The sequence below is a fragment of the Enterorhabdus sp. P55 genome, from assembly GCF_009911695.1.
Classification (GTDB): domain Bacteria; phylum Actinomycetota; class Coriobacteriia; order Coriobacteriales; family Eggerthellaceae; genus Enterorhabdus.
On sequence record NZ_QWKK01000002.1, the window covers coordinates 20,687 to 39,979 of the forward strand.

13 protein-coding genes are annotated in these 19,293 nt (G+C 62.5%); 9 read left to right on the forward strand and 4 right to left on the reverse strand.

Annotation, left to right across the window (positions count from 1 at the left end):
* The first annotated feature begins 41 nt into the window (after nucleotides 1-41).
* Genes D1643_RS00505 through D1643_RS00525 form a run of 5 tightly spaced genes read left to right on the forward strand, consistent with a single transcriptional unit; the run spans nucleotide 42 to nucleotide 6,250 of the window.
* Nucleotides 42-740 (forward strand): glycosyltransferase family 2 protein, encoded by a 699-nt coding sequence (locus D1643_RS00505; protein ID WP_160707570.1) that lies wholly within the window; start codon nucleotides 42-44, stop codon nucleotides 738-740.
* The gene (locus D1643_RS00510; protein WP_160707572.1) at nucleotides 740-1,084 is read left to right on the forward strand and encodes a DUF2304 domain-containing protein; all 345 of its coding nucleotides are present in this window, start codon (nucleotides 740-742) and stop codon (nucleotides 1,082-1,084) included. Before D1643_RS00505 ends, D1643_RS00510 begins: the two co-directional genes overlap by 1 nt.
* Complete coding sequence (locus D1643_RS00515) at nucleotides 1,074-2,240, forward strand: glycosyltransferase family 4 protein (RefSeq protein ID WP_160707574.1); 1,167 nt, start codon at nucleotides 1,074-1,076, stop codon at nucleotides 2,238-2,240. Before D1643_RS00510 ends, D1643_RS00515 begins: the two co-directional genes overlap by 11 nt.
* Nucleotides 2,241-2,246: 6 nt before the next feature.
* Complete coding sequence (yidC, locus tag D1643_RS00520) at nucleotides 2,247-4,205, forward strand: membrane protein insertase YidC (RefSeq protein ID WP_160707576.1); 1,959 nt, start codon at nucleotides 2,247-2,249, stop codon at nucleotides 4,203-4,205.
* A complete protein-coding gene (locus D1643_RS00525; protein WP_160707578.1) occupies nucleotides 4,202-6,250 on the forward strand; it encodes a sulfatase-like hydrolase/transferase in 2,049 nt (682 codons plus the stop codon). Before yidC ends, D1643_RS00525 begins: the two co-directional genes overlap by 4 nt.
* A gap of 34 nt (nucleotides 6,251-6,284) precedes the next feature.
* Here D1643_RS00525 and D1643_RS00530 read toward each other — a convergent pair whose 3' ends face one another.
* Both D1643_RS00530 and D1643_RS00535 read right to left on the reverse strand, forming a co-directional pair.
* On the reverse strand, nucleotides 6,285-7,133 hold the full coding sequence (locus D1643_RS00530) for a phosphorylcholine transferase LicD (RefSeq protein ID WP_160707580.1): 849 nt from the start codon (nucleotides 7,131-7,133) through the stop codon (nucleotides 6,285-6,287).
* Nucleotides 7,130-8,362 carry a lipopolysaccharide biosynthesis protein gene (locus D1643_RS00535; RefSeq protein ID WP_160707582.1) on the reverse strand — a complete coding sequence of 411 codons (1,233 nt, stop codon included), beginning with the start codon at nucleotides 8,360-8,362 and terminating at the stop codon, nucleotides 7,130-7,132. Before D1643_RS00535 ends, D1643_RS00530 begins: the two co-directional genes overlap by 4 nt.
* Nucleotides 8,363-8,556: 194 nt before the next feature.
* Here D1643_RS00535 and D1643_RS00540 point away from each other — a divergent pair, with 194 nt between their 5' ends.
* The 3 genes from D1643_RS00540 to rfbB all read left to right on the forward strand — a co-directional run bounded on the left by D1643_RS00540 (nucleotide 8,557) and on the right by rfbB (nucleotide 12,761).
* The gene (locus D1643_RS00540; protein WP_160707584.1) at nucleotides 8,557-10,323 is read left to right on the forward strand and encodes a phosphotransferase; all 1,767 of its coding nucleotides are present in this window, start codon (nucleotides 8,557-8,559) and stop codon (nucleotides 10,321-10,323) included.
* A 33-nt stretch (nucleotides 10,324-10,356) separates the two neighbouring features.
* Nucleotides 10,357-11,619: an ethanolamine utilization protein EutH gene (gene eutH / locus D1643_RS00545; protein WP_160707586.1), complete on the forward strand. Its 1,263-nt coding sequence runs from the start codon at nucleotides 10,357-10,359 to the stop codon at nucleotides 11,617-11,619.
* A gap of 131 nt (nucleotides 11,620-11,750) precedes the next feature.
* The gene (gene rfbB, locus D1643_RS00550) at nucleotides 11,751-12,761 is read left to right on the forward strand and encodes a dTDP-glucose 4,6-dehydratase (protein ID WP_160707588.1); all 1,011 of its coding nucleotides are present in this window, start codon (nucleotides 11,751-11,753) and stop codon (nucleotides 12,759-12,761) included.
* A gap of 46 nt (nucleotides 12,762-12,807) precedes the next feature.
* Here the strand turns inward: rfbB and D1643_RS12165 are convergent, their stop codons facing one another.
* Both D1643_RS12165 and D1643_RS12120 read right to left on the reverse strand, forming a co-directional pair.
* Nucleotides 12,808-14,874, reverse strand: coding sequence for a L,D-transpeptidase family protein (locus D1643_RS12165; RefSeq protein ID WP_160707590.1), 2,067 nt, complete (start codon nucleotides 14,872-14,874; stop codon nucleotides 12,808-12,810).
* Nucleotides 14,875-14,965: 91 nt separating this feature from the next.
* Nucleotides 14,966-17,041 (reverse strand): MBL fold metallo-hydrolase, encoded by a 2,076-nt coding sequence (locus D1643_RS12120; protein ID WP_160707592.1) that lies wholly within the window; start codon nucleotides 17,039-17,041, stop codon nucleotides 14,966-14,968.
* Between the two features lie 353 nt (nucleotides 17,042-17,394).
* Here D1643_RS12120 and D1643_RS00565 point away from each other — a divergent pair, with 353 nt between their 5' ends.
* A complete protein-coding gene (locus D1643_RS00565) occupies nucleotides 17,395-19,257 on the forward strand; it encodes a GH25 family lysozyme (RefSeq protein ID WP_160707594.1) in 1,863 nt (620 codons plus the stop codon).
* Nucleotides 19,258-19,293 lie beyond the last annotated feature (36 nt).

Here is a 19,293-nt window from a genome sequence, read left to right on the forward strand (position 1 = left end):
AAGGGCGTCGCCGACATGCTGTCGAGGGGTACGGGGAACACATGGAACCGAGGATCTTGGCGATCATTCCGGCCTACAACGAGGAGGAGAACATCGTCTCCACCGTTGAAGATCTGCGTGAGAACGCGCCGGGGGTCGATTACGTCGTCATCAACGACGGATCGAAGGACTCCACGGGCGAGATCTGCCGCGAGCGCGGCTACAATTGCATAAACCTCCCGGTCAACCTGGGGCTGGCCGGCGGGTTCCAGACGGGCATGAAATATGCTCTGCGCCACGGCTACGACTACGCGGTCCAGTTCGACGCGGACGGCCAGCATTCCGCTGCCTACGTGCTGCCCATGGTGCGCCACGCGCAGGAGACGGGGTCGAACATCGTCATCGGCTCGCGGTTCTGCGCCCAGAAGAAGCCCTTCTCGGCCCGCATGATGGGCTCGGCGCTCATCACGGGCATGATCCGCCTTACCACAGGCGAGCGCATCCAAGACCCGACCTCGGGGATGCGCCTGTTCGACCGCACGATGATCCCCCTGTTCGCCAACGAGCTGGACTACAGCCCCGAGCCGGATACCATCGCGCTCGTCGCCCGCAACGGAGCCAAGGTGTCCGAGGTGCAGGTGGAGATGCGCGACCGGGTGGCGGGGGAGAGCTACCTCAACTTCACCAAGTCCATCTCCTACATGCTGCGGGTGTGCTTCTCCATTCTGCTCGTCCAATGGTTCAGGAAGGATCCCAGCTAGTGCTTACGTTGCTTCTGGTGGCCGGTGCCGCCCTCACGCTGGCGTTCGTCATCCTCAAGGTGCGAAAGTCGGAGATCAAGACGTCGGACACCGTGTTTTGGTTTCTGTTCGTCGCGTGCCTGCTGCTTTTGGCCGTATTCCCGCAAGTTGCCTTCTGGCTTGCCGATGTGTTTGACGTGCAATCGCCTTCGAACCTGGTGTTCCTCGTTATCGTGGCTATCCTGCTCATCAAGGAGTTCACCGCCTCCGTGGAGATTGCCAAGCTGCGCAGCAAGGTAACCTATCTGGTGCAGGAGATTGCGCTGATGGAGAACGAGGGGAAAGATTCCTCTAATGGATCCTAAGACGGTTCTCATTTTCTCTCCCCTCTATGCGCCCAGCCTTGGTGGCGTAGAGCAGTATTCTCGTCATCTGGCGGAGGCGCTCGTCAAGCAGGGGTATCGAGCTGTGGTGGTGACGTCCAACGTGTCTGGGCTTTCGCCGAGGGAGGTTGAACCGAGTGGCGTGGAGGTGGTACGCCTCCCTTGTCGCAGCTTAGTGGGGGGACGCTTCCCGGTTCCTCGAAAGAACGCAGATTATCGGACTCTTTTTGGCGAGTTGATGGATGCGTCCGTGGCGGGCGTTGTGATCAATACGCGCTTCTATGGTCATACCCTTGAGGGCTTGCGGCTTGCTGAGGCTTTGGATGTTGTTCCTGTGATTATCGATCATGGCTCGGCGCATCTCACCTTCGGCAATAGCTTACTCGATGTAGCGGTTCGTGCTTACGAGCATGGGATAACGAGAAGGGTCAAGCGTCATCGGGCCGCTTTCTACGGCGTCTCTGCGGCCAGCTGTCGCTGGCTCACTCATTTTGGCATCGAGGCGCAAGGCGTGCTGAGCAACTCCATTGACGCTATGGCATTCCGCGAACGATCGTCTGGTCGTGACTTTCGTGCGGAGTTGGAGCTGCCGCCGGATGCGTTCGTCGTAGTCTTCACGGGGCGTTTTACGCCGGAAAAGGGCATCAGGCCGCTTATGGGAGCCGCTGCCCGGCTACTGGAAGAGGAAGACGTCTTTTTCTTGCTAGCTGGAGATGGTCCTCTGGCGGCGGAGGTCTCCGGTCGGGCCTTGCCTAACGTGAAGCCGGTCGGTCGTCTGGACTCATCTGATATTTCCGCTCTGATGGCCTGCGCCGACGCATTTTGCCTGCCGACACGCTCGGAGGGGTTTTCGACCTCCCTCCTGGAGTGTGCAGCCTGGGGTGTGGCGCCTGTTATCACTTGTGTGGGCGGTGTGGAGGAGCTCGTGCCAAGTGATGGTTATGGCATCGTGCTTCAAGAAGCCTCGTCAGAGGAGGTTGCCTCGGCTCTTTTGAGCTTGAGGGATGATCGGGCGCTTTGCCGAAAGATCGGGAGCAACATCCGGGCTCGTGTTGAAAGAGGGTTCTCCTGGGCGGCCGCCGCGGGGAGAACTGTGTTGGCCTGTGCCGAAGCGCAGACGCGGAAAGGAACGCTGTAGTTTACGATGGAAGCACTTGCTGACGCGCTGTCGCTTATCATGCAGCCCTGCTATGACCTGACGGGGAACTGGTGGGTTGCCATCCTCCTGTTCACGGTCATCGTGAAGGTCATCCTCATGCCCATGGCGCTCTGGTGCCAGAAGAACGCCATCGTCATGGTCAAGCTCATGCCCGACCTCAACCGCCTGAAGGTGAAGTACTTCGGCGATGCCGAGACCATCGGCGAGAAGCAGAACGAGCTGTACAAGGAGAAGCACTACCACCCGCTGCTCTCGCTCGTGCCGCTGGCGGTGCAGATCCTCATCCTGTTCGGCCTGGTGGATGTCATCCACCGCATCACGGACAACGGGGCGCCGGGCACGGAGTTCCTCGGCATGATCCCCGTTGAGGACGGCGGCCTCTCGTGGGTGATGCCCGTCCTGGCCGGCATCTCGGCCATCATCATGGGCTTTGCCCAGAATCGCATCAACCCGCTTCAGCGCGAGCAGTCTCGCGCCGAGAAGAACACCACCAACGGCCTATCCATCGCCCTCTCCTTCTTCCTGGGCATCTTCGTGGCGGCGGGCATGGCGTTCTACTGGATCTGCTCCAACCTCACTTCCATCGCCGTGCAGGCGCTTTGCAACATCATCATTAAGCCGCGCAAGCACATCGACTACGACGACCTGGCCGCCAGCCGCGAGGAGCTGGAGGGGCTCAACGCCCTGGCCGGCCCCAAGCGCAAGTGGTACCAGCGCGACCCGCTGGCCAAGCGCGAGAAGACGGACTACAAGCGTTTCTTCAGCATCGTGGACAAGCACCTCGTCTTCTACTCCGAGCGCAGCGGCTTCTACAAGTACTTCAAGGGGGCCATCGAATGGCTCCTCGACAACTCTGACGTGCGCATCCACTACGTGACGAACGATCCAAACGACCAGATCTTCGCCATCGCCGAGGAGCAGCCGCGCATCTTCCCCTACTATATCGGCGAGCAGAGGGCCATCACGCTCATGATGAAGATGGACGCCGACGTGGTGGTGGCCACCCTCGAGGACCTGGAGAACTACTACCTCAAGCGCTCCTACGTGCGCAAGGACATCGAGTACGTGTTCTTCTTCCATCACATGACCTCAACGCACCTGACGCCCCATGAGGAGGCCTTCGACCACTACGACGCGCTCTTCTGCGCGGGGCCCCATCAGGTGGCTGAGGTGCAGGCGGCCGAGCGGAGGCGCGGCCTAGCGCCCAAGCGGCTCGTGGAGGGCGGCTACGACCTGCTCGACCAGGAGATCGCCGACTACGAGGCCCTGGCGGGCCGTGAGAACGAGCGCCCCGTCATCCTCATAGGTCCCTCGTGGCAGGAGGACAACATCCTCGACAGCTGCGTGGACGACCTCATCGGGTCGGTGCTGGGGAAGGGCTACCGCATCATCGTGCGCCCGCATCCCGAGTACACCAAGCGCTATCCGGCCCGCTGGGAGGCGCTTCAGGCTCGCTGGGCCGACGAGGATCCGGCGGAGCTCTTCTTCGAGAGCGACTTCAGCTCCAACGAGTCCACCTTCTCCTCTGACATCCTGGTGACGGACTGGTCGTCCATCTCCTGCGACTTCTCGTTCTCCACCTTGAAGCCGACCATCTTCATCGACACGCCCATGAAGGTGGGCAACCCCGACTGGGAGAAGCTGGACATGGAGCCGACCGACATCTCGCTGCGCAACCAGATCGGACGCTCGCTCACCTTAGACAAGGTGGATCGCTTCGCCGACGAGGTGGCCTCCATGCTCTCCGAGCGGGAAGCGTGGCGCGAGCGCATCCGCGAGGTGCGCGCCGGGTTCGTGTTCAACCTGGGGCATGGTGCCCGGACGGCGGGGGAGTTTCTGCTGGAGACGGTGCTCGATAAGCAAGATCAGCGTGCGGCGGACAGGCCTTCCTCCGGGAGGCACGCCGCCGCGCCTGCGGCCGAGGACGGAAAGGCGGTGGCATGATGGCGGCCCGTTTCATGCTGCGCGCCTATGACGCGCTCTGCCTGGCGCTGGTGGCGCTTGTCCTGACGGCTTTGCAGCCCGGCGTTGCCCTCGCCTACGTCGACCCGTCGGTCATGACCTACACCATCCAGGCGCTCGCCGGCGTCGCCGTGGCCCTGAGCGCGGTGCTCGGCGTGGCTCTGCGCCGCAGCCGGCGCGTCATCATGCGTCTGCTGCATATCGACGAAAACGCGAACAAGGAGGTGGAGCCGCCGGTCAGTCGCGTGGTGTCTCGGGCCGACCGGGCCGCCGTCCTTGCTGCGGCTGATGAGGGGGCGCGCCAGGCGAAGGAGCGCCTGCGTCGCGGGAAGCAGCCCCGTCGGCTGGGATGGGGCCGTCGCTTCGGCTTGGCCCTGGCGGCGAGCGCGTTTCTGGTGGGTACCGTGTTCGTGGTGGCACCACTCGAGGTGGTGGCCGGCAGCGCGACGAGCCTCGTCTTCTCCCTGGCAGATGCGTGGCCCATCATTCTCGTGGCCGGGTGCGTCGGCGCTGTGGCCTTGGCCCTCGTGGCGTCAGCGGTGCGCGGGCGCGCCTTCGACGTGGTGCTCACGCTCATCGTGGCCGTGGGGCTGTGCTGCTACGTGCAGGCCCTCTTCCTCAACCAGTCCCTCCCCATCGCCGACGGCAGCCCGCTCTACCTGGAGTGGTACAAGACCATCACCGTCATCAGCACGGCGGCGTGGGTTGCCATCATCGCGGGGCTTCTGGTGCTTTGCCGCTGGAAGACGGGGGTGTGGCGCTCGCTTACCGTGGTGATCAGCCTCTGCCTCATCCTGGTGCAGGGCGTGGGCGTGGCAAGCCTCTTCGCCTCCGAGGAGCAGCGTGTGCCCTCTGAGTACGTGCTCACCAAGGAGGGGCTCTACGAGGTGGGCTCGGAGAGCAACGTCATCGTGTTCGTGCTGGATACCTTCGACACCAAGCTGATGAACCGCCTGCTCGAAAACGATCCGAATCTGCTCGACGACTTCACGGGCTTCACCTACTTCGAGAACTCCACCGGCTCGATGATCCCCACCCGCTACGGCGTGCCGTTCTTGCTGTCTGGGCGGATGCCCGAGCCGGATGAGGACTTTGACGTGCTGTGGAACAACTGGTATGCGGGGACGGAGTTTCTTCCCGACATAGCCAAGGCGGGCTATGCCGAGGGCGTCTATACTGATTCGCTCGGCAGCCAGGCGGCCCATGCGACGGTCGACGAGTACGTTGACAATATCCATCCCTCGAACGAGGTGGACTCGAGCTCGCTCGATCCCTGGGGGCTCCTGGATGCCGTGGAGAAGATGGCTCTTTATCGTGACGCTCCTTGGTTGCTGAAGCCTCTGTTCTGGTTCTACACCGACGAGGTGAACAACAAGGCGGCGAATGCGGGCGAGGGGGATGTCGCCCCCTACGTCATGAACGACTGGGCGTACTATGAGGGGCTGCTCACGGACGGCCTGAAGGTGTCGGAGTCTGATGACAAGGCGTTCCGCTTCATCCACCTGCTTGGCGCCCACTACCCCTTCGTCCTTGACGAGACGGGCCATGTGGCGTCCTCGGAGACAAATCAGGATCGACAGAGCATCGGCTCGATCAAGATGGTGTCCGAGTACCTCGCGCAGCTCAAGGCCCTGGGGCTCTACGACGAGGCGACGATCATCGTGACGGCCGATCATGGCGACTGGTACCTTGCCGACGAGATCCATGAGCCTTCGACTCCCATCCTGCTCGTAAAGCCTTCGGAGAACGCGCAGCAGGCGGCTCAGCCGCTCAAGGTGTCGAAGGTTCCAACGGGACATGTCGACTACCCGGCCACCGTTATCGATGCCGTTGGCGGCGACAGCAGCAAGTACGGCCCCACGGTTTTCGAGGTGCCCGAGGGGTCGCGCGACCGTTACTACTGGATGACCGCGAGCGACGGCCGTCACGACTTGGTGCTCAGGGAGTACCTGATCAACGGCGATGTCCTCGACTTCGATGATTGGGAGCTGACGGGCAGGGAAATAGATCTCCACCCCTATGGGTAAGGCATGCTGGCCGAAAGCATCGTTACGAAGGATTCTAGCTATCTGCCTCCCATTGTGTCCCATCGCCGAAGTCAAGAAACTTCGGCAGATGGGTACGACGATCTTCTGGTGCGGGAAGGGCCCGCCAGTCCCCGTATGTCGCCTCAAGGTAGGCCGTCGTTTGTCCGGGTGCCGGGAAGTCATGTCCCTCAAATTGAACCGTCGCCATAGGGAGAATCGCATCTATGGGGAAGGGCGTCATGTTCGGCCATGCAAGGGTTAGGACCTCGCTGCAGGTTTTGTCATCAGAAAGAATCGATCTCCCGTAGCGTGCCTCGATGACTTCGGGGGAGGAGGCTGCACGCACGAGATGGTGGGCGATGCGGCATCCTGCCTTCTCGAAGGAGCCAAGTGCGCCTCGATGGGGGACGACGATGGTTTTCGCGTGGTAGAGATAGGCCATGGATTGCCATGTTCTGGCATTGTGCAATTGCCTTCTGCGCTGCTCGGGGCTTGCGGCAAGACGATCGTAGGGGAAGATGTCCACGAAGATGCCCTGGCTACAGCCTGCCTCGAGCGTCTCGTCAGTGAGGAATTGCGTACCGTCCTTGTAAATCTTTCCGAACATGGCGGCATAGCCGGGTGTGTTAGAAGCATCGTGGTAGGAGAAGCCGTCAGGGAGGTCCTGTTTCGCTAGCGCAACGAATCGGTCGTAGTCCTTGCGAAGCATTCCTACGTCTACGTCGTCGTCCCAGGGGATAAATCCGCCGTGCCTCACGGCTCCTAAGAGCGTTCCCCCGTCAAGAAACCACAAGACGTCGTGTTCGGCGCAGAAGTCGCGAAGTATGAGCAGAATCTCCAGTTCTGTGGCCTGCAGCTTTTTCAGAGCTTCGTCTCGATTCATCGGCTCCTGGCCTTTCTAGATTGCAGGTTTCTCGCTAAGAAAAATGCCATCATAGCGCTTCCGATGCCGTAGGCGATAATGGTGGCAAAGCTGGCGCCGTTCATGTTCCAGGTGTTTACGCAAAACCATGTGGCCGGCAGACAGGCTGCGAAGGCGACGACGTTAGCAATAAGGTTTTCTCGCATTTGACGCACGGCGATAAGCAGATCGCTGAGGAAGGCGATATAGGCGGCGGTGCCAGAGCAGATGATAGCGGGAACGAGCAGATAGCTATAGGGGACGATGCTCTCACCGAAGACGAGTTGCAGGAGCGGTTTTCCAAGCAGCCCAAATCCGAAGGCGGCTACCACAAAGACAGCCAGGATGGCCGCGGATGCTTTGCCTAGAAGTCCGAGAAACCCGAGGGTGTCGCGTTCGTCATATTTCTCAGCGAAGATGCCAAGCAGGGGTGCGTAGATGTAGCTAGCGCATGCTTGGATGATAACAACAGGCGTGCAAACTGAAGCATAGACGCCCAGAGAGGAATCCCCCCACGTAGCTGCTAGATACTGCCGGGCAATCGTGGAGACGGAGAAGCAACAGACCATGCCGATGACAGCAGGAAGGCACTCAACGGCTAGTTTTCTGGTGGATGAGATTGTTATGAGAGGGCGAATGTCGTCGAGCGATGACGCTTTGCGTACGTCGTAAACAATGACAGGGAATGTCACAACAATCATGGAGAAGATGGCAAGCTCGAGACTTCCGGTTGCCCAAAGCGTGAGAGCGAAAGCGGCGAGAAACAGAATGCCTCGAGCGAGCATGGATCGACCGCAGTAATCCATTCTGAAGTGCTGCTGGTCGACACCATGCAGCACATCAATGAATGTGTCGCCGCAGCGAAACACCACATAGAGGAGAACGGCTGCATAAGAGTCGGGCGAACAGGTGATGAGCGTATATACGATGGTAACGAGAAGAGCTGCGGCGGTGGTGACGATGCGAAACCCGACATATTCGCGCGCTGAGACGATGCGATGGACGTCGGATACTTGATAGGAGCGTATCTTGTAGAGGGCAATGGGGGCGGCTATGTTCGAAACGGCCATACCGAGGGCTAGGATGCCTGCAGCATCATAGTTAGGTGAGAGGCGAACCACCAGGACGGTAAGTATCCACTGGCAAAGGGAATAGCTGAACGAACCTGCTGAGTTCCAGAGGAGATTTTTCTTGATGGAGAGGCCGGTCATGAGATAGGGGGTCTTCTTCCGTTGTCGCAATTACTCTGCATACCGCGTATTAGCATAGTTAATTGAGGGGATCATGCTTGAACGCATTACCGAATCCAGGAAATAAGCGCGCCTTTAGTAAGTCCGCACTCCTCATTTGTTCATAATACATATCAAATTGTATTATTATGAACACGTTTGCCGAATGATGGGAGATGGGGATGAAGGCAATCGAGTTCAAGGTACTCCAGGAGCTTCTGGCTGAAAGCGCGCCTACCCAGCGGGAGCTTGCCGAGGCGGTGGGCGTATCCCTCGGCGCTGTCAACAAGGCCCTCGGGGCCCTGCGCGATGGCGGCCTCGTGAGCGGAATGACCGTTACGGAGGAGGGCCGGGCGGCGCTTGAACCCTATCGCGTCGATAACGCCATCATCATGGCGGCGGGGCTCTCGTCCCGCTTTGCGCCCATCTCCTACGAGCGGCCCAAAGGTGTGCTCAAGGTAAGGGGAGAGGTGCTCATCGAGCGTCAGATCCGTCAGCTCCAGGAGGCCGGCATCGGCGACATCACGGTGGTGGTGGGGTATAAGAAAGAGGAGTTCTTCTACCTGGAGGACAAGATGGGCGTGCGCGTCGTCGTTAACGACGAGTACGCCTCGCGCAACAACAACTCCACGCTGCGCAAGGTGCAAGACCGGCTCGGCAACACCTACATCTGCTCCTCGGACGACTACTTCACCGAGAACCCCTTCGAGCCCTTTGTCTACGCTGGCTACTACGCCTCCGAGTTCGCCGAGGGCGAGACGGAGGAATACTGCATGGAGGTGCAGGGTCGCGATCGGAGGATTGTCGAGGTGAGGCGATCGGGCAATCGTGACGCATGGACGATGCTTGGGCACGTCTACTGGGATCGGGCGTTCTCCCAGGCCTTCGTCGCGCTGCTTGACCGTATCTACGATGATCCGGAGACGGCACCGAAACTCTGGGAGGACATCTACGCCGAGCATATAGGCGAGCTGCCCCCGCTGGTTCTGCGCCCTTACGACAAGGGCATTATCTGGGAGTTTGACTCGCTCGACGAGCTGCGCGAGTTCGATCCCGACTTCATCGACAACGTCGACTCGTCCATCATGGACAACATCTGCGACGTGCTTGGCTGCGCTAAGGGCGCTATCCGTTCCATCGCTCCCATCAAGCAGGGGCTCACCAACCTCTCGTTCCGCTTCGACGTCGACGGCAAGACCTACGTCTACCGCCATCCCGGGGCTGGCACTGACGAGATCATCAACCGCGAGAGCGAGACGTTCTCGCAGGACGTGGCGCGCCGCCTCGGCATCGACGACACGTTCATCCACGAGGACGCCGTCGAGGGCTGGAAGATATCCGCCTTCATCGACGGCTGCGAACCCTTCGACTACCACAACGACGACCATCTGCGCCGCAGCATGGAGATCGCGCGTCGCCTGCACGGCTGCGGCGAGGCATCTCCTTGGGACTTCGACGTGTACCAGAAGGCCGTCGAGATCGTGGCGATGCTCAAGACGCGTCCCTTCGAGGACTTCGACGAGTTGGCTGCCATGGCTGCAGAGCTCTACGAAGACGTGTGCGCCGACGGCGTGGAGCCGTGCCTGTGCCACAACGACTTCTATGAGCCCAACTTCCTTGTGCGCGGCGACGAGATGCACCTCATCGACTGGGAGTACTCGGCCATGTCCGATTACGCGAGCGACCTGGGCACCTTCGTCTGCTGCTCCGATTATGACATCGATGACGCCCTGCGCGCCTTCCGCTTTTACTTCGGCCGGGAACCGACGCCCGAGGAGGCGCGGCACTGCCTGGCCTACGTCGGCATATCGGCCTACTACTGGTTCGTGTGGGCACTCTACAAGGACGACTCGGGAGAGCCGGTGGGGGAGTGGCTCTACCTGTGGTATCGCGCTGCCAAGAAGTTCGGCCGTGTGGCCGTGGATCTGTACCGTGCTGCGTAAGGCGCGCAGCGCGATTAGATAAAAGGAGAAGGAATGGAACTCATAGGAACTATCGTCGTCTACATCATCATGGCGTGCGCCCTTGTTGGCTGCATCGCCTCGGTCGTGAGGCCGGAGAGCGAGCTCGGTCAGCAGTTCGTCGCCGGCATCGACTCCATCGGCCCCATCTTCCTGCCGGTTGCCGGTATCATGGCCGCCGCGCCCTACCTCACGGCGTTCGTGAGCACGGTGTTCGGCCCGGCTTATGGTCTCTTGGGCGCTGACCCGGCCATGGCGGCCACTACGTTCATCGCCGTGGACATGGGCGGCTATCAGCTGGCTGACGCCCTGGCACAGACGCGCGAGAGCTGGATCATGGCCATGATGACCGGCTATATGGCTGGTGCCACCATCGTGTTCACCATCCCCGTCGCGCTCAAGATGCTTGAGAAGCGTGACCGCAAGTACCTGGCGCTCGGCGTGATGAGCGGCCTGCTCGCCATTCCCATCGGCGTGCTCGTGGCTAGCGTCATCATCGCGCTCGCCCACCCGGTGGTGCGCGAGACGGTGTCCACCAACGTCGAGGCCACCTATATGCTGGCGCTTGAGTTCGGCACCATCGGTCTCAACCTCGTGCCGCTCATCATCATCTGCGTGCTGCTGGCCGCGGGCCTCAAGTTCAAGCCCGACGCCATGATCAAGGGCTTCATCGTGTTCGGTCGTGTGATGGAGAGCGCGCTCAAGATCGTGTTCGTGCTAGTGGTTATCGAGTACTTCACCGGCGTCTTCACCACGACGCTCGGCGGCTTCGGCTTCGATCCTATCATCGCCGACGAGGCTGACATCTTCCGCGCCCTGGAGGTGTCGGGCGCCATCGGCATGATGCTCTGCGGCGCATTCCCCATGGTGTACCTGATCAAGCGCTACCTCGCCAAGCCCCTTGCCAAGATCGGCGGCGTGTTCGGCCTCAGCTCCGATGCGACCACCGGTCTCTTGGCCGCCTCGGCCAACGTGCTGGCGGCTCTGGCCATGATCAAGGACCTCAAGGCCAAGGATAAGGTCATCGTCATGGCCTTCGCGGTGTGCTGCGCCTTCCTCTTCGGTGACCACCTGTCGTTCACGGCGAACTTCCAGCCCTCGCTCATCGTGCCCGTCCTGGTGGGCAAGCTCGTCGCCGGTGTGTGCGCCATCGCCTTCGCGTTTTTGCTGGCCGTGAAGAAGGCTGAGTCCCTCGAGCTGGAGGACAAGGACGAGGAGGCTCGCGGCCTCGAGGGTAAGCAGGGCGAGGTGGCCGTGGACTACTTCACGGACGTGTAGGCCAGCCATTACCTGGTCATGTCGTGAACAAAGGGCCCGGCTGGTGATGCCGGGCCTGCTCCACTGTTCATAATAGTACGCGGAAGCAGAGGACGAGACACTTTCGATCATTGTTTGGAGAGTGGGGCGGTATGACCGACGAGTTCAAGCCCAGGCACGTCATCGTCACGGGAGGGGCCGGCTTCATCGGCTCCAACTTCGCCCGCTGGGTGGCGGAGAACACCGACTGCCGCGTGACCGTGCTGGACAAGCTCACCTACGCGGGCAACCCGGAGAACCTGGCGGGGCTCGACCCCGACCGCGTCAGGCTTGTGGTGGGCGACATCTGCGACGCGGCCCTGCTCGACGAGCTCGTGCCCGAGGCGGACGCCGTGGTGCACTACGCGGCCGAGAGCCACAACGACAACTCCATCGCCGGGCCGGAGCCGTTCGTCCGGACCAACGTCCAGGGCACCTTCGAGCTGCTCGAGGCGTGCCGGCGCCACGGCAGGCGCCTGCACCACGTCTCCACCGACGAGGTCTACGGCGACCTGGCCCTCGACGACCCGGCCCGCTTCACCGAGGAGACCCCCTACCGCCCCTCGAGCCCCTACAGCTCCTCGAAGGCGGCCTCGGACATGCTCGTGCGCGCGTGGCACCGCACCTACGGGCTGCCCGTGACCATCTCCAACTGCTCCAACAACTACGGGCCCTACCAGCACGTGGAGAAGTTCATCCCCCGCCAGATCACCAACGTCCTCGACGGCGCGCGCCCCAAGCTCTACGGCGACGGGCGCAACGTGCGCGACTGGATCCACACCGAGGACCACTCGAGCGCCGTGTGGGCCATCCTCACGCGCGGTCGGGTGGGGGAGACCTACCTCATCGGCGCCGACGGCGAGCGCGACAACGTCACCGTGCTGCGCGACATCCTGCGCGCCATGGGGCGGCCCGAGGACGACTTCGACTGGGTGCGCGACCGCCCCGGCCACGACCGGCGCTACGCCATCGACGCGGCCAAGCTGCGCCGGGAGCTGGGCTGGGAGCCGGCCCACACGGACTTCGCCGAGGGGCTCGCGCAGACCATCGCGTGGTACCGGGACAACGAGGCGTGGTGGCGCCCGGCCAAGGAGGCGCTTGGCAAGAAGGCTGACGTTTTTTAGGGGAGGGGGGCGAAGTGGGCTCGGATTTTTGTCCGAGCCCACTTTTTTAGAATACGTACACCTTGGTGCCGCGGGGGATGTTGTCGTAGATCCACTTGGCGTTCTGCAGCTCCAGGCGGACGCAGCCGTGGGACAGCTGCATGCCGACGCGGTTGTCCTGAGGGGAGCTGGGCGTCGGGCGCTTGTTGTAGAGCGTCGAGTGGAACAGGTAGTTGCCGCGGAACTGCGTGTAGTAGAAGCAGCGGGACGCGCCTGAGTCGAAGTAGTAACCCTTGCTTCCAACGGTGAAGTAGCCCTTGACGGTGGGGGTGGCCGGAGCGCCGGGGGCGCACAGCCAGCTCTGCTGGAGCGACCAATGGCCCTGGGAGCCGTGGTAGACGTTTACGCGCGTGTTGGCGGTGTCCACCAGGATGAGCCAGGGCGTAGAGCTCGCGATGCCCTGGGCCTTGGCGTTCATGGACGCGGAGGGGTCGATCCAGGCGCCGTTGGAGGCGAAGTCGTACCAGGTGCCGCCGATGCGCTGGCGTCCGGTCACCATGGCGCCGGAGCCGCTCAGGTAGTACCAGGTGCTGCCCAGTTGAAGCCAGCCGGTGGCCATGGCGCCGCTATCGCTCAGGTAGTACCAGGCACCGTTCACGGCCTTCCAGCCCGTGGCCATCTCGCCGTTCTTGGAGGGTTCGAGCCAGTACCAGGAGCCATTGACGGCGGCCCATCCCGTGCGGATGGCGCCAGCGCCGTCGGTCAGGTACCATTTGCCGTCCACCTGCACCCAGCCGGTGGCCAGCTTGCCGCCCTTGGCGGGATCGGCGTAGAAGCGGCATCCTGCGGCGTTCTGCCAGCCGGTGAGGGGCTTGTCGTCCTTGCCCTTGAGGGCGATGCCGCCATCGGCAAGTTTCATTCCGATGGCATTGAGGGCGCCGTTGGCGTCAGCGAAGAGCATGGTCTTGCTGTCCTTGGTGACCCAGGTGCGCGCGACCATAGCTCCCGAGGCGACGGAATAGTACTCCCTGCCGTTGGCCTCGTAGAATCCGGTGGCCATCTCGCCGTGTTTGGAGGGCTCGAGCCAATACCACTTGCCGTCAGGGCGGATCCAGCCGGATACGGTGGCGCCGGAACTGTCGGCCCAGTACCACTTATCGCCGATGAGCGACCAGCCGTTCATACGACAGGAGCCGTCGGGGCCGGAGGTGTACCAGCGGCCGTTGGCCTGGTAGAGTCCGGTGGCCATCTCGCCGTGCTTGGAGGGCTCGAGCCAGTACCACAGCCCATTGGGCTTGATCCAGCCGGAGGCCGTGGCGCCCGATGAAGTCGTCCAGTACCACTTGCCATTCACGAGCGACCAGCCGCCCATGCGGCAGGCGCCGTCACCGCCCGAGGTGTACCAGCGGCCATTCGCCTGATAGAGGCCGGTGGCCATGGCGCATTCGGCCGCGGGCTCCAGCCAGTACCATTTGCCGCGGTCGAGCAGCCAGCCGCGGTGCATGGAGCCGTTGCCGTTAAGGTAGTACCACTTGCCGCCGAGGAAGATCCAGCCGCCTGACTGCATGGCGCCAGAGCCGTTGGAGTAGTACCAGTTGCCCGTCGTGTCCTGGTAGCGTCCCGTGCGCATGAGGCCGCCCTGGGTCGGATCGAGGTAGTACCACGTGCCGCCCTCCTTGAGCCAGCCGGTACGGGCCTTGCCGTCGGCATTGCCGTAGTGCCACTGGCCCTTATCGTCCTTGTTCCAGCCGGGCTTGTAGGTGACGGGCTTCTCGGGCTCGGGCTTCGGATCCGGCTTGGCGTCGGGCTTGGGGTCGGGGGTCGGATCCGGCTTGGAGTCGGGAGTCGTGGGCTTTTCCTGATCGGTGGCCGGAGGAGTGGTGGGATCCTTCTCGTCTGTAGTCGGCGGTGTCTGCGTGCCCGAGCCGGTGTCCGGCTTGGTCGTCGGAGAGTCGCCGTCCGTCTCCCCGGCCTTGGCGTCCTCGTTGGCGTCGGTCACGGCCTCCTCGGGAGCGGCCTGTTCCGCGGCCCATGCCCCGAACAGGTGGGGGGACACGAAGAACGTGCCGCTCAACAGGAGGAGTGCGAGCGTCATCCCCATGACGCGATTGCCCAGGTGTTCCTTCTTATACATGCTATCCCCTTGCCTCGCATGGTTAACGATTCGATAACGTACGTCATTCTACTCCTCGACCCTCGTCTGCTGGGAAAGGATCGAGGAGGGGTCAGCCAGCCAACGCCCCATTGAGGGCGAACGAGTAGACCTTGCCATCGATGATCTGCCGGCCCGTCACCATGGCGCCGGAGCCGCTCAGGTAGTACCAGGTTCCGTCGAGCTGCAGCCAGCCGGTGCGCATGGCACCGGAGCCCGGCTGTAGGTAGTACCAGGTGCCTCCCAGCTTGAGCCACCCCTCGGCCATGGCGCCTGAGCTGCGGAGGTAGTACCAGGTGCCGTTGACGTTCTGCCAGCCGGTGAGCATGGCGCCGGAGCCGTTGGAGAGGTACCACGTGCCGCCCACCTGGTACCAGCCGGTGGCCATGGCGCCGCCGGGCTTGAGCCAGTACCACGTGCCGTTGACGAGCTTCCAGGCGTTCTCGGTCATGGCGCCCGAGGGCTCCAGCCAATACCAGGTGCCGCGGTCGTTGAGCCACCCGTTCGCCCGCATGGCGCCCGATCCGTCGGAGTAGTACCAGGCGCCGTTCGCCCGGTACCAGCCGGTGCGCATCTTCCCGTCGTCACCGAGCCAATACCAGGTGCCGCCCAGGTTGAGCCAGCCGGTCTGCATGGCGCCGGATGGGCCTAGGTAGTACCAGGTGCCGCGGTCAAGCAGCCAGCCGCCCGGGCGCATGGCGCCGGAGCTGTCGAAGAAGTACCAGGCGTTGCCGTCGTGAGCCCAGCCGATGGCCATGGCTCCGTTGGCGGTGAGGTAGTACCAGGTACCGCCCAGGGCCTTCCATTGGCTCTCAGTTGCCGTGGCGGAGCTTTCGAACCAGTACCAGCGGTTGTCGCGGGCTATCCAGCCGGAAAGAGGGGCCTGCTTGCCATTGACGTAGCTTGTCAGATACGGCGAGCTCGTACGGGTGCGAAAAGTTTGGTTTGCGCTGTCGACATTGGTGGTCAGTCCGTCCTTAGAGAACGTGACGACGATGGCCGGCTTGCCGTCTTGGGCGGCTTCCTCTGCGGTGAAGTGTCGTGCGTTGGCGGAGGCGAGGGCGGAGATGAGCTCGTTAGTCGCGTGGTTGTACTGTCCGGTCTGAACCGCGATGGCGCTCGGAGTGGAAGGAGACGCCAAGATCGCGCGAAGGTAGTTCGCCGAGTTCGATCCCGGGCCGCCATGGTGTCCTATCTTCAGAAGGTCGACGTGGCCGAGGGTTTTGGCCAGCGCATCCTCGTCCCCGTTGTAATTGTTAATGTCGCCGGCGAGGAAGGCTCGCTTTCCGAATGCCTCCACCTTCACGCCCCAGCAGAAGTCGTTGGCGTCGGCAGTGGGCTTCGTCTTGTATTCCTCATCATAGTTGACGATCTCGATATCCATAGCGCCGAGCTTGAAGCGGGCGGTTTCGGGGGTAAGGCTCTGAATGAGTTCGGAATCGGCGGTTTCGGCGGCGGAAACAAGCTGGTCGTAGACGTAGAGGTTATCCCAAAGACGGGGGTGCGACTTCCAGGCCGCGAGCGCCTTCGAGTCTGAGGGATCGGGGCGCTTGCCGCCCTGGATGTACTCGTCCTTGTACTCCGGGGTGTAGACGCGCTCGGGCTTGAACGTCTCGATGACGGTGTCGGCGCCACCGATATGGTCGCTATGGGGATGCGTGCCGATGAAGAAGTCGAGGTTATCCTCGGTGACGCCTACCTTTTTCATGTAGGCGACAAGCTGCTGCTCGACGCCGGCACCGTGGGTGATGCCGGGTCGCTCTGCCGGATAGCGTGGGTCGCTTCCGTCGGGATAGTCGCTGTCCTCGGCGGCATCCACCAGGCCGAACCGGCCGTTGGACTCCAGCAGGATGGCATCGGAGTAGCAGAACGAGAGCACATGAATGCGGGTTGCGCCGGGCGCCGAAGGCTTTTCAGGCGCGGGGGCCTCTTTGGCCTGAGGCGCTGGAGTCGCCGCCATGGCCTCGCGTGCCTCCCGAATCGCCCGGTCGTCGATGTCACGTTGGGTGAGCGTCGTCTCCCCACTTTCCCCAGGCGCAGCCAGGGCGGTGGCGGGGAGCGTGAGCGTGGTTGCCAGGGTGAGTGCGAGGGCGGCGCGGAAGGCGCGATGGGCGGTGGTTTTCTTGGCGATGGGGGTGCTGCAGTGCATAGTGAACGTTCCTCCGAGACGTTTGTTGACCTTACGTTACTTTTCCAAAGCTCGATTGTATCAAAATCACTGAGACTGCAAGGTCGTTCGTAGCGGCGCGAGGGTCGTTCGTTCACCTTATATATAAGCGTCTCGGCGTACCCGGGGAAGGCGCGTGGAAGGCGCCGAATATCGCGGCTTCTTCACACACCCCTAGGGGAAAGATGCTATGATCGGCGCACCGAGGGGGTCAAACGTTGTAGTCGACCAAATGCAGTCCGCCCCCGCTTGCTTTGCCGCGTCGAGCCTACGCGTCGTGTCTCCTGGGGAGTCGCGTCGAGGCCCTGCGTGACGTGGAGAAGGGTGATCTCACCATGGATTTTGCCATCAGACGAATCCCGCTCATTGCCATCACTGCGCTTCTGGCCGTCGCCCTCGCTCCTGCGGCGGCCCTTGCCGTTGAGCCTGACGTTGCGCCCGACGTCTCTGACCCCAACGCCGACGTTCCCACCAGCTGGCGCTACCAGGAAGGCGAGCCCGTTCCCGTGGAAGGCGACGAAGCGCCCATCATGACCCTCAGCAACGATGCGCGCGCCCTCGCTCCCTGGTCGAAGGGGCCTGACGGCTACGTGAACAGCCGCGGCGAGGTCATTCCCAACGCCACGCGCAAAGGTGTCGACGTGAGCGAGTGGCAGGGTCTCATCAACTGGGAGAAGGTCAAGGCCGATGGCATCGACTTCGCCATCCTGCGCGTGGGCTATCGCCGCAGCCTCCCCATGGTGGACAAGCAATGGCTGCGCAACGTCGCCGAGTGCGAGCGCCTGGGCATTCCCTACGGCGTCTATATTTACAGCTACGGCAAGACCGTGGCGGATGCGACGGCGGAGGCCGACCACATCATCGCCCAGCTCCAGAAGGGCGGCCACAAGCCCGTTTACCCCGTGTACTTCGATCTGGAGGAGAGCTCGATGGCCTCCACGTCTAACCGGGCGCTGCTGGGACAGATGGCCAAGGCGTTCTGCGAGAAAGTGGAGGCGGCGGGCTATCGTGCCGGCACCTACGCGAACCTCTACTGGTACAACACCTTCCTCACCGATCCGGTGTTTGATCGCTGGACGCGCTGGGTAGCCCAGTACAACTATCGGTGCGACTACAAGAAGCCCTATGACCTGTGGCAGTGCACAAGCCAAGGATCTGTTGACGGCATCGTCGGCAACGTCGACCTCGACTTCCAGATAGGCGCTAACATCGGAAAGCCCCTAGGCTGGCATCAGGAGGGCGGAACCTGGTACTGGTACCAGCAGAACGGCGAGCCCTTCAAGGGCGCGGCGGATAAGCCCGCCTGGCTTTACATATCCGGCCGCTGGTACCTCTTCGACAAGGACGGCAAGATGCTCACCGGCTGGCAGGACGTTGAGGGCCAGCGCTACTATCTGAACGGCTCGGGTGCCATGGAAATCGGCTGGCTCAACCTGGGCGGCACCTGGTATTACCTGAGCAGCTCGGGCGCCATGGCGAAGGGTTGGCAGACCATCGGCGGGTCGCGCTACTACCTGGGCGACGATGGCAAGATGCGCGTCGGCTGGGCTGACGTGGACAAGGATCGCTACTACTTCACCTCCTCGGGAGCGGCTCATTCCGGGGGTTGGCTCAGCCAGGGCGGCACCTGGTACTGGCTCGAGTCCGGCGGCAAGATGGCCAAGGGCTGGAAGGCCGTGGGCGGCACCTGGTACTACCTGGGCGATGACGGCAAGATGCGCACGGGATGGGCTCAGGTGGACAAGACCTGGTACTACCTGGAGGCTTCCGGTGCCATGCGCGCCAACGGCTGGCTCAGCGTGAACGGGTCGTGGTACTGGCTCGAGCCATCGGGCGCCGTGGTCGAGAACGCTTGGCGCCTCGTCGGGGGAACCTGGTACTACCTCAAGGCCGGGGGCTACATGGCCACGGGCTGGGTGCTTGTCGACAAGACGTGGTACTGGTGCGATGCCTCCGGCGCCATGCGCGCCAACGGCTGGCTCAACCTGAGCGGCACGTGGTACTACCTGAGCGGCTCCGGCGCCATGCTCACCGGCTGGATCAACCTGGGCGGCACCTGGTACTACCTGAGCAGCTCGGGCGCCATGGTGGCCAACGCATGGGTGGGAGACTACTATCTGACGGGCTCGGGCGCCATGGCCGTGAGCACGCAGATCGGGCCTTGGCGCGTAGGCGCCGACGGCCGCTGGATACGCTAGGGGACACGGCGCGCTGCGCGCCAAGGAGAAGGAAAG

Excerpts from the sequence above, each read along its gene's own strand:
- D1643_RS00505 (WP_160707570.1), top strand. The coding sequence starts at position 42 with ATGGAACCGAGGATCTTGGCGATCATTCCGGCCTACAACGAGGAGGAG.
- D1643_RS00515 (WP_160707574.1), top strand. The coding sequence starts at position 1,074 with ATGGATCCTAAGACGGTTCTCATTTTCTCTCCCCTCTATGCGCCCAGC.
- yidC (WP_160707576.1), top strand. The coding sequence starts at position 2,247 with ATGGAAGCACTTGCTGACGCGCTGTCGCTTATCATGCAGCCCTGCTAT.
- D1643_RS00525 (WP_160707578.1), top strand. The coding sequence starts at position 4,202 with ATGATGGCGGCCCGTTTCATGCTGCGCGCCTATGACGCGCTCTGCCTG.
- D1643_RS00530 (WP_160707580.1), bottom strand. The coding sequence starts at position 7,133 with ATGAATCGAGACGAAGCTCTGAAAAAGCTGCAGGCCACAGAACTGGAG.
- D1643_RS00535 (WP_160707582.1), bottom strand. The coding sequence starts at position 8,362 with ATGACCGGCCTCTCCATCAAGAAAAATCTCCTCTGGAACTCAGCAGGT.
- D1643_RS00540 (WP_160707584.1), top strand. The coding sequence starts at position 8,557 with ATGGGGATGAAGGCAATCGAGTTCAAGGTACTCCAGGAGCTTCTGGCT.
- eutH (WP_160707586.1), top strand. The coding sequence starts at position 10,357 with ATGGAACTCATAGGAACTATCGTCGTCTACATCATCATGGCGTGCGCC.
- rfbB (WP_160707588.1), top strand. The coding sequence starts at position 11,751 with ATGACCGACGAGTTCAAGCCCAGGCACGTCATCGTCACGGGAGGGGCC.
- D1643_RS12165 (WP_160707590.1), bottom strand. The coding sequence starts at position 14,874 with ATGTATAAGAAGGAACACCTGGGCAATCGCGTCATGGGGATGACGCTC.
- D1643_RS12120 (WP_160707592.1), bottom strand. The coding sequence starts at position 17,041 with ATGCACTGCAGCACCCCCATCGCCAAGAAAACCACCGCCCATCGCGCC.
- D1643_RS00565 (WP_160707594.1), top strand. The coding sequence starts at position 17,395 with ATGGATTTTGCCATCAGACGAATCCCGCTCATTGCCATCACTGCGCTT.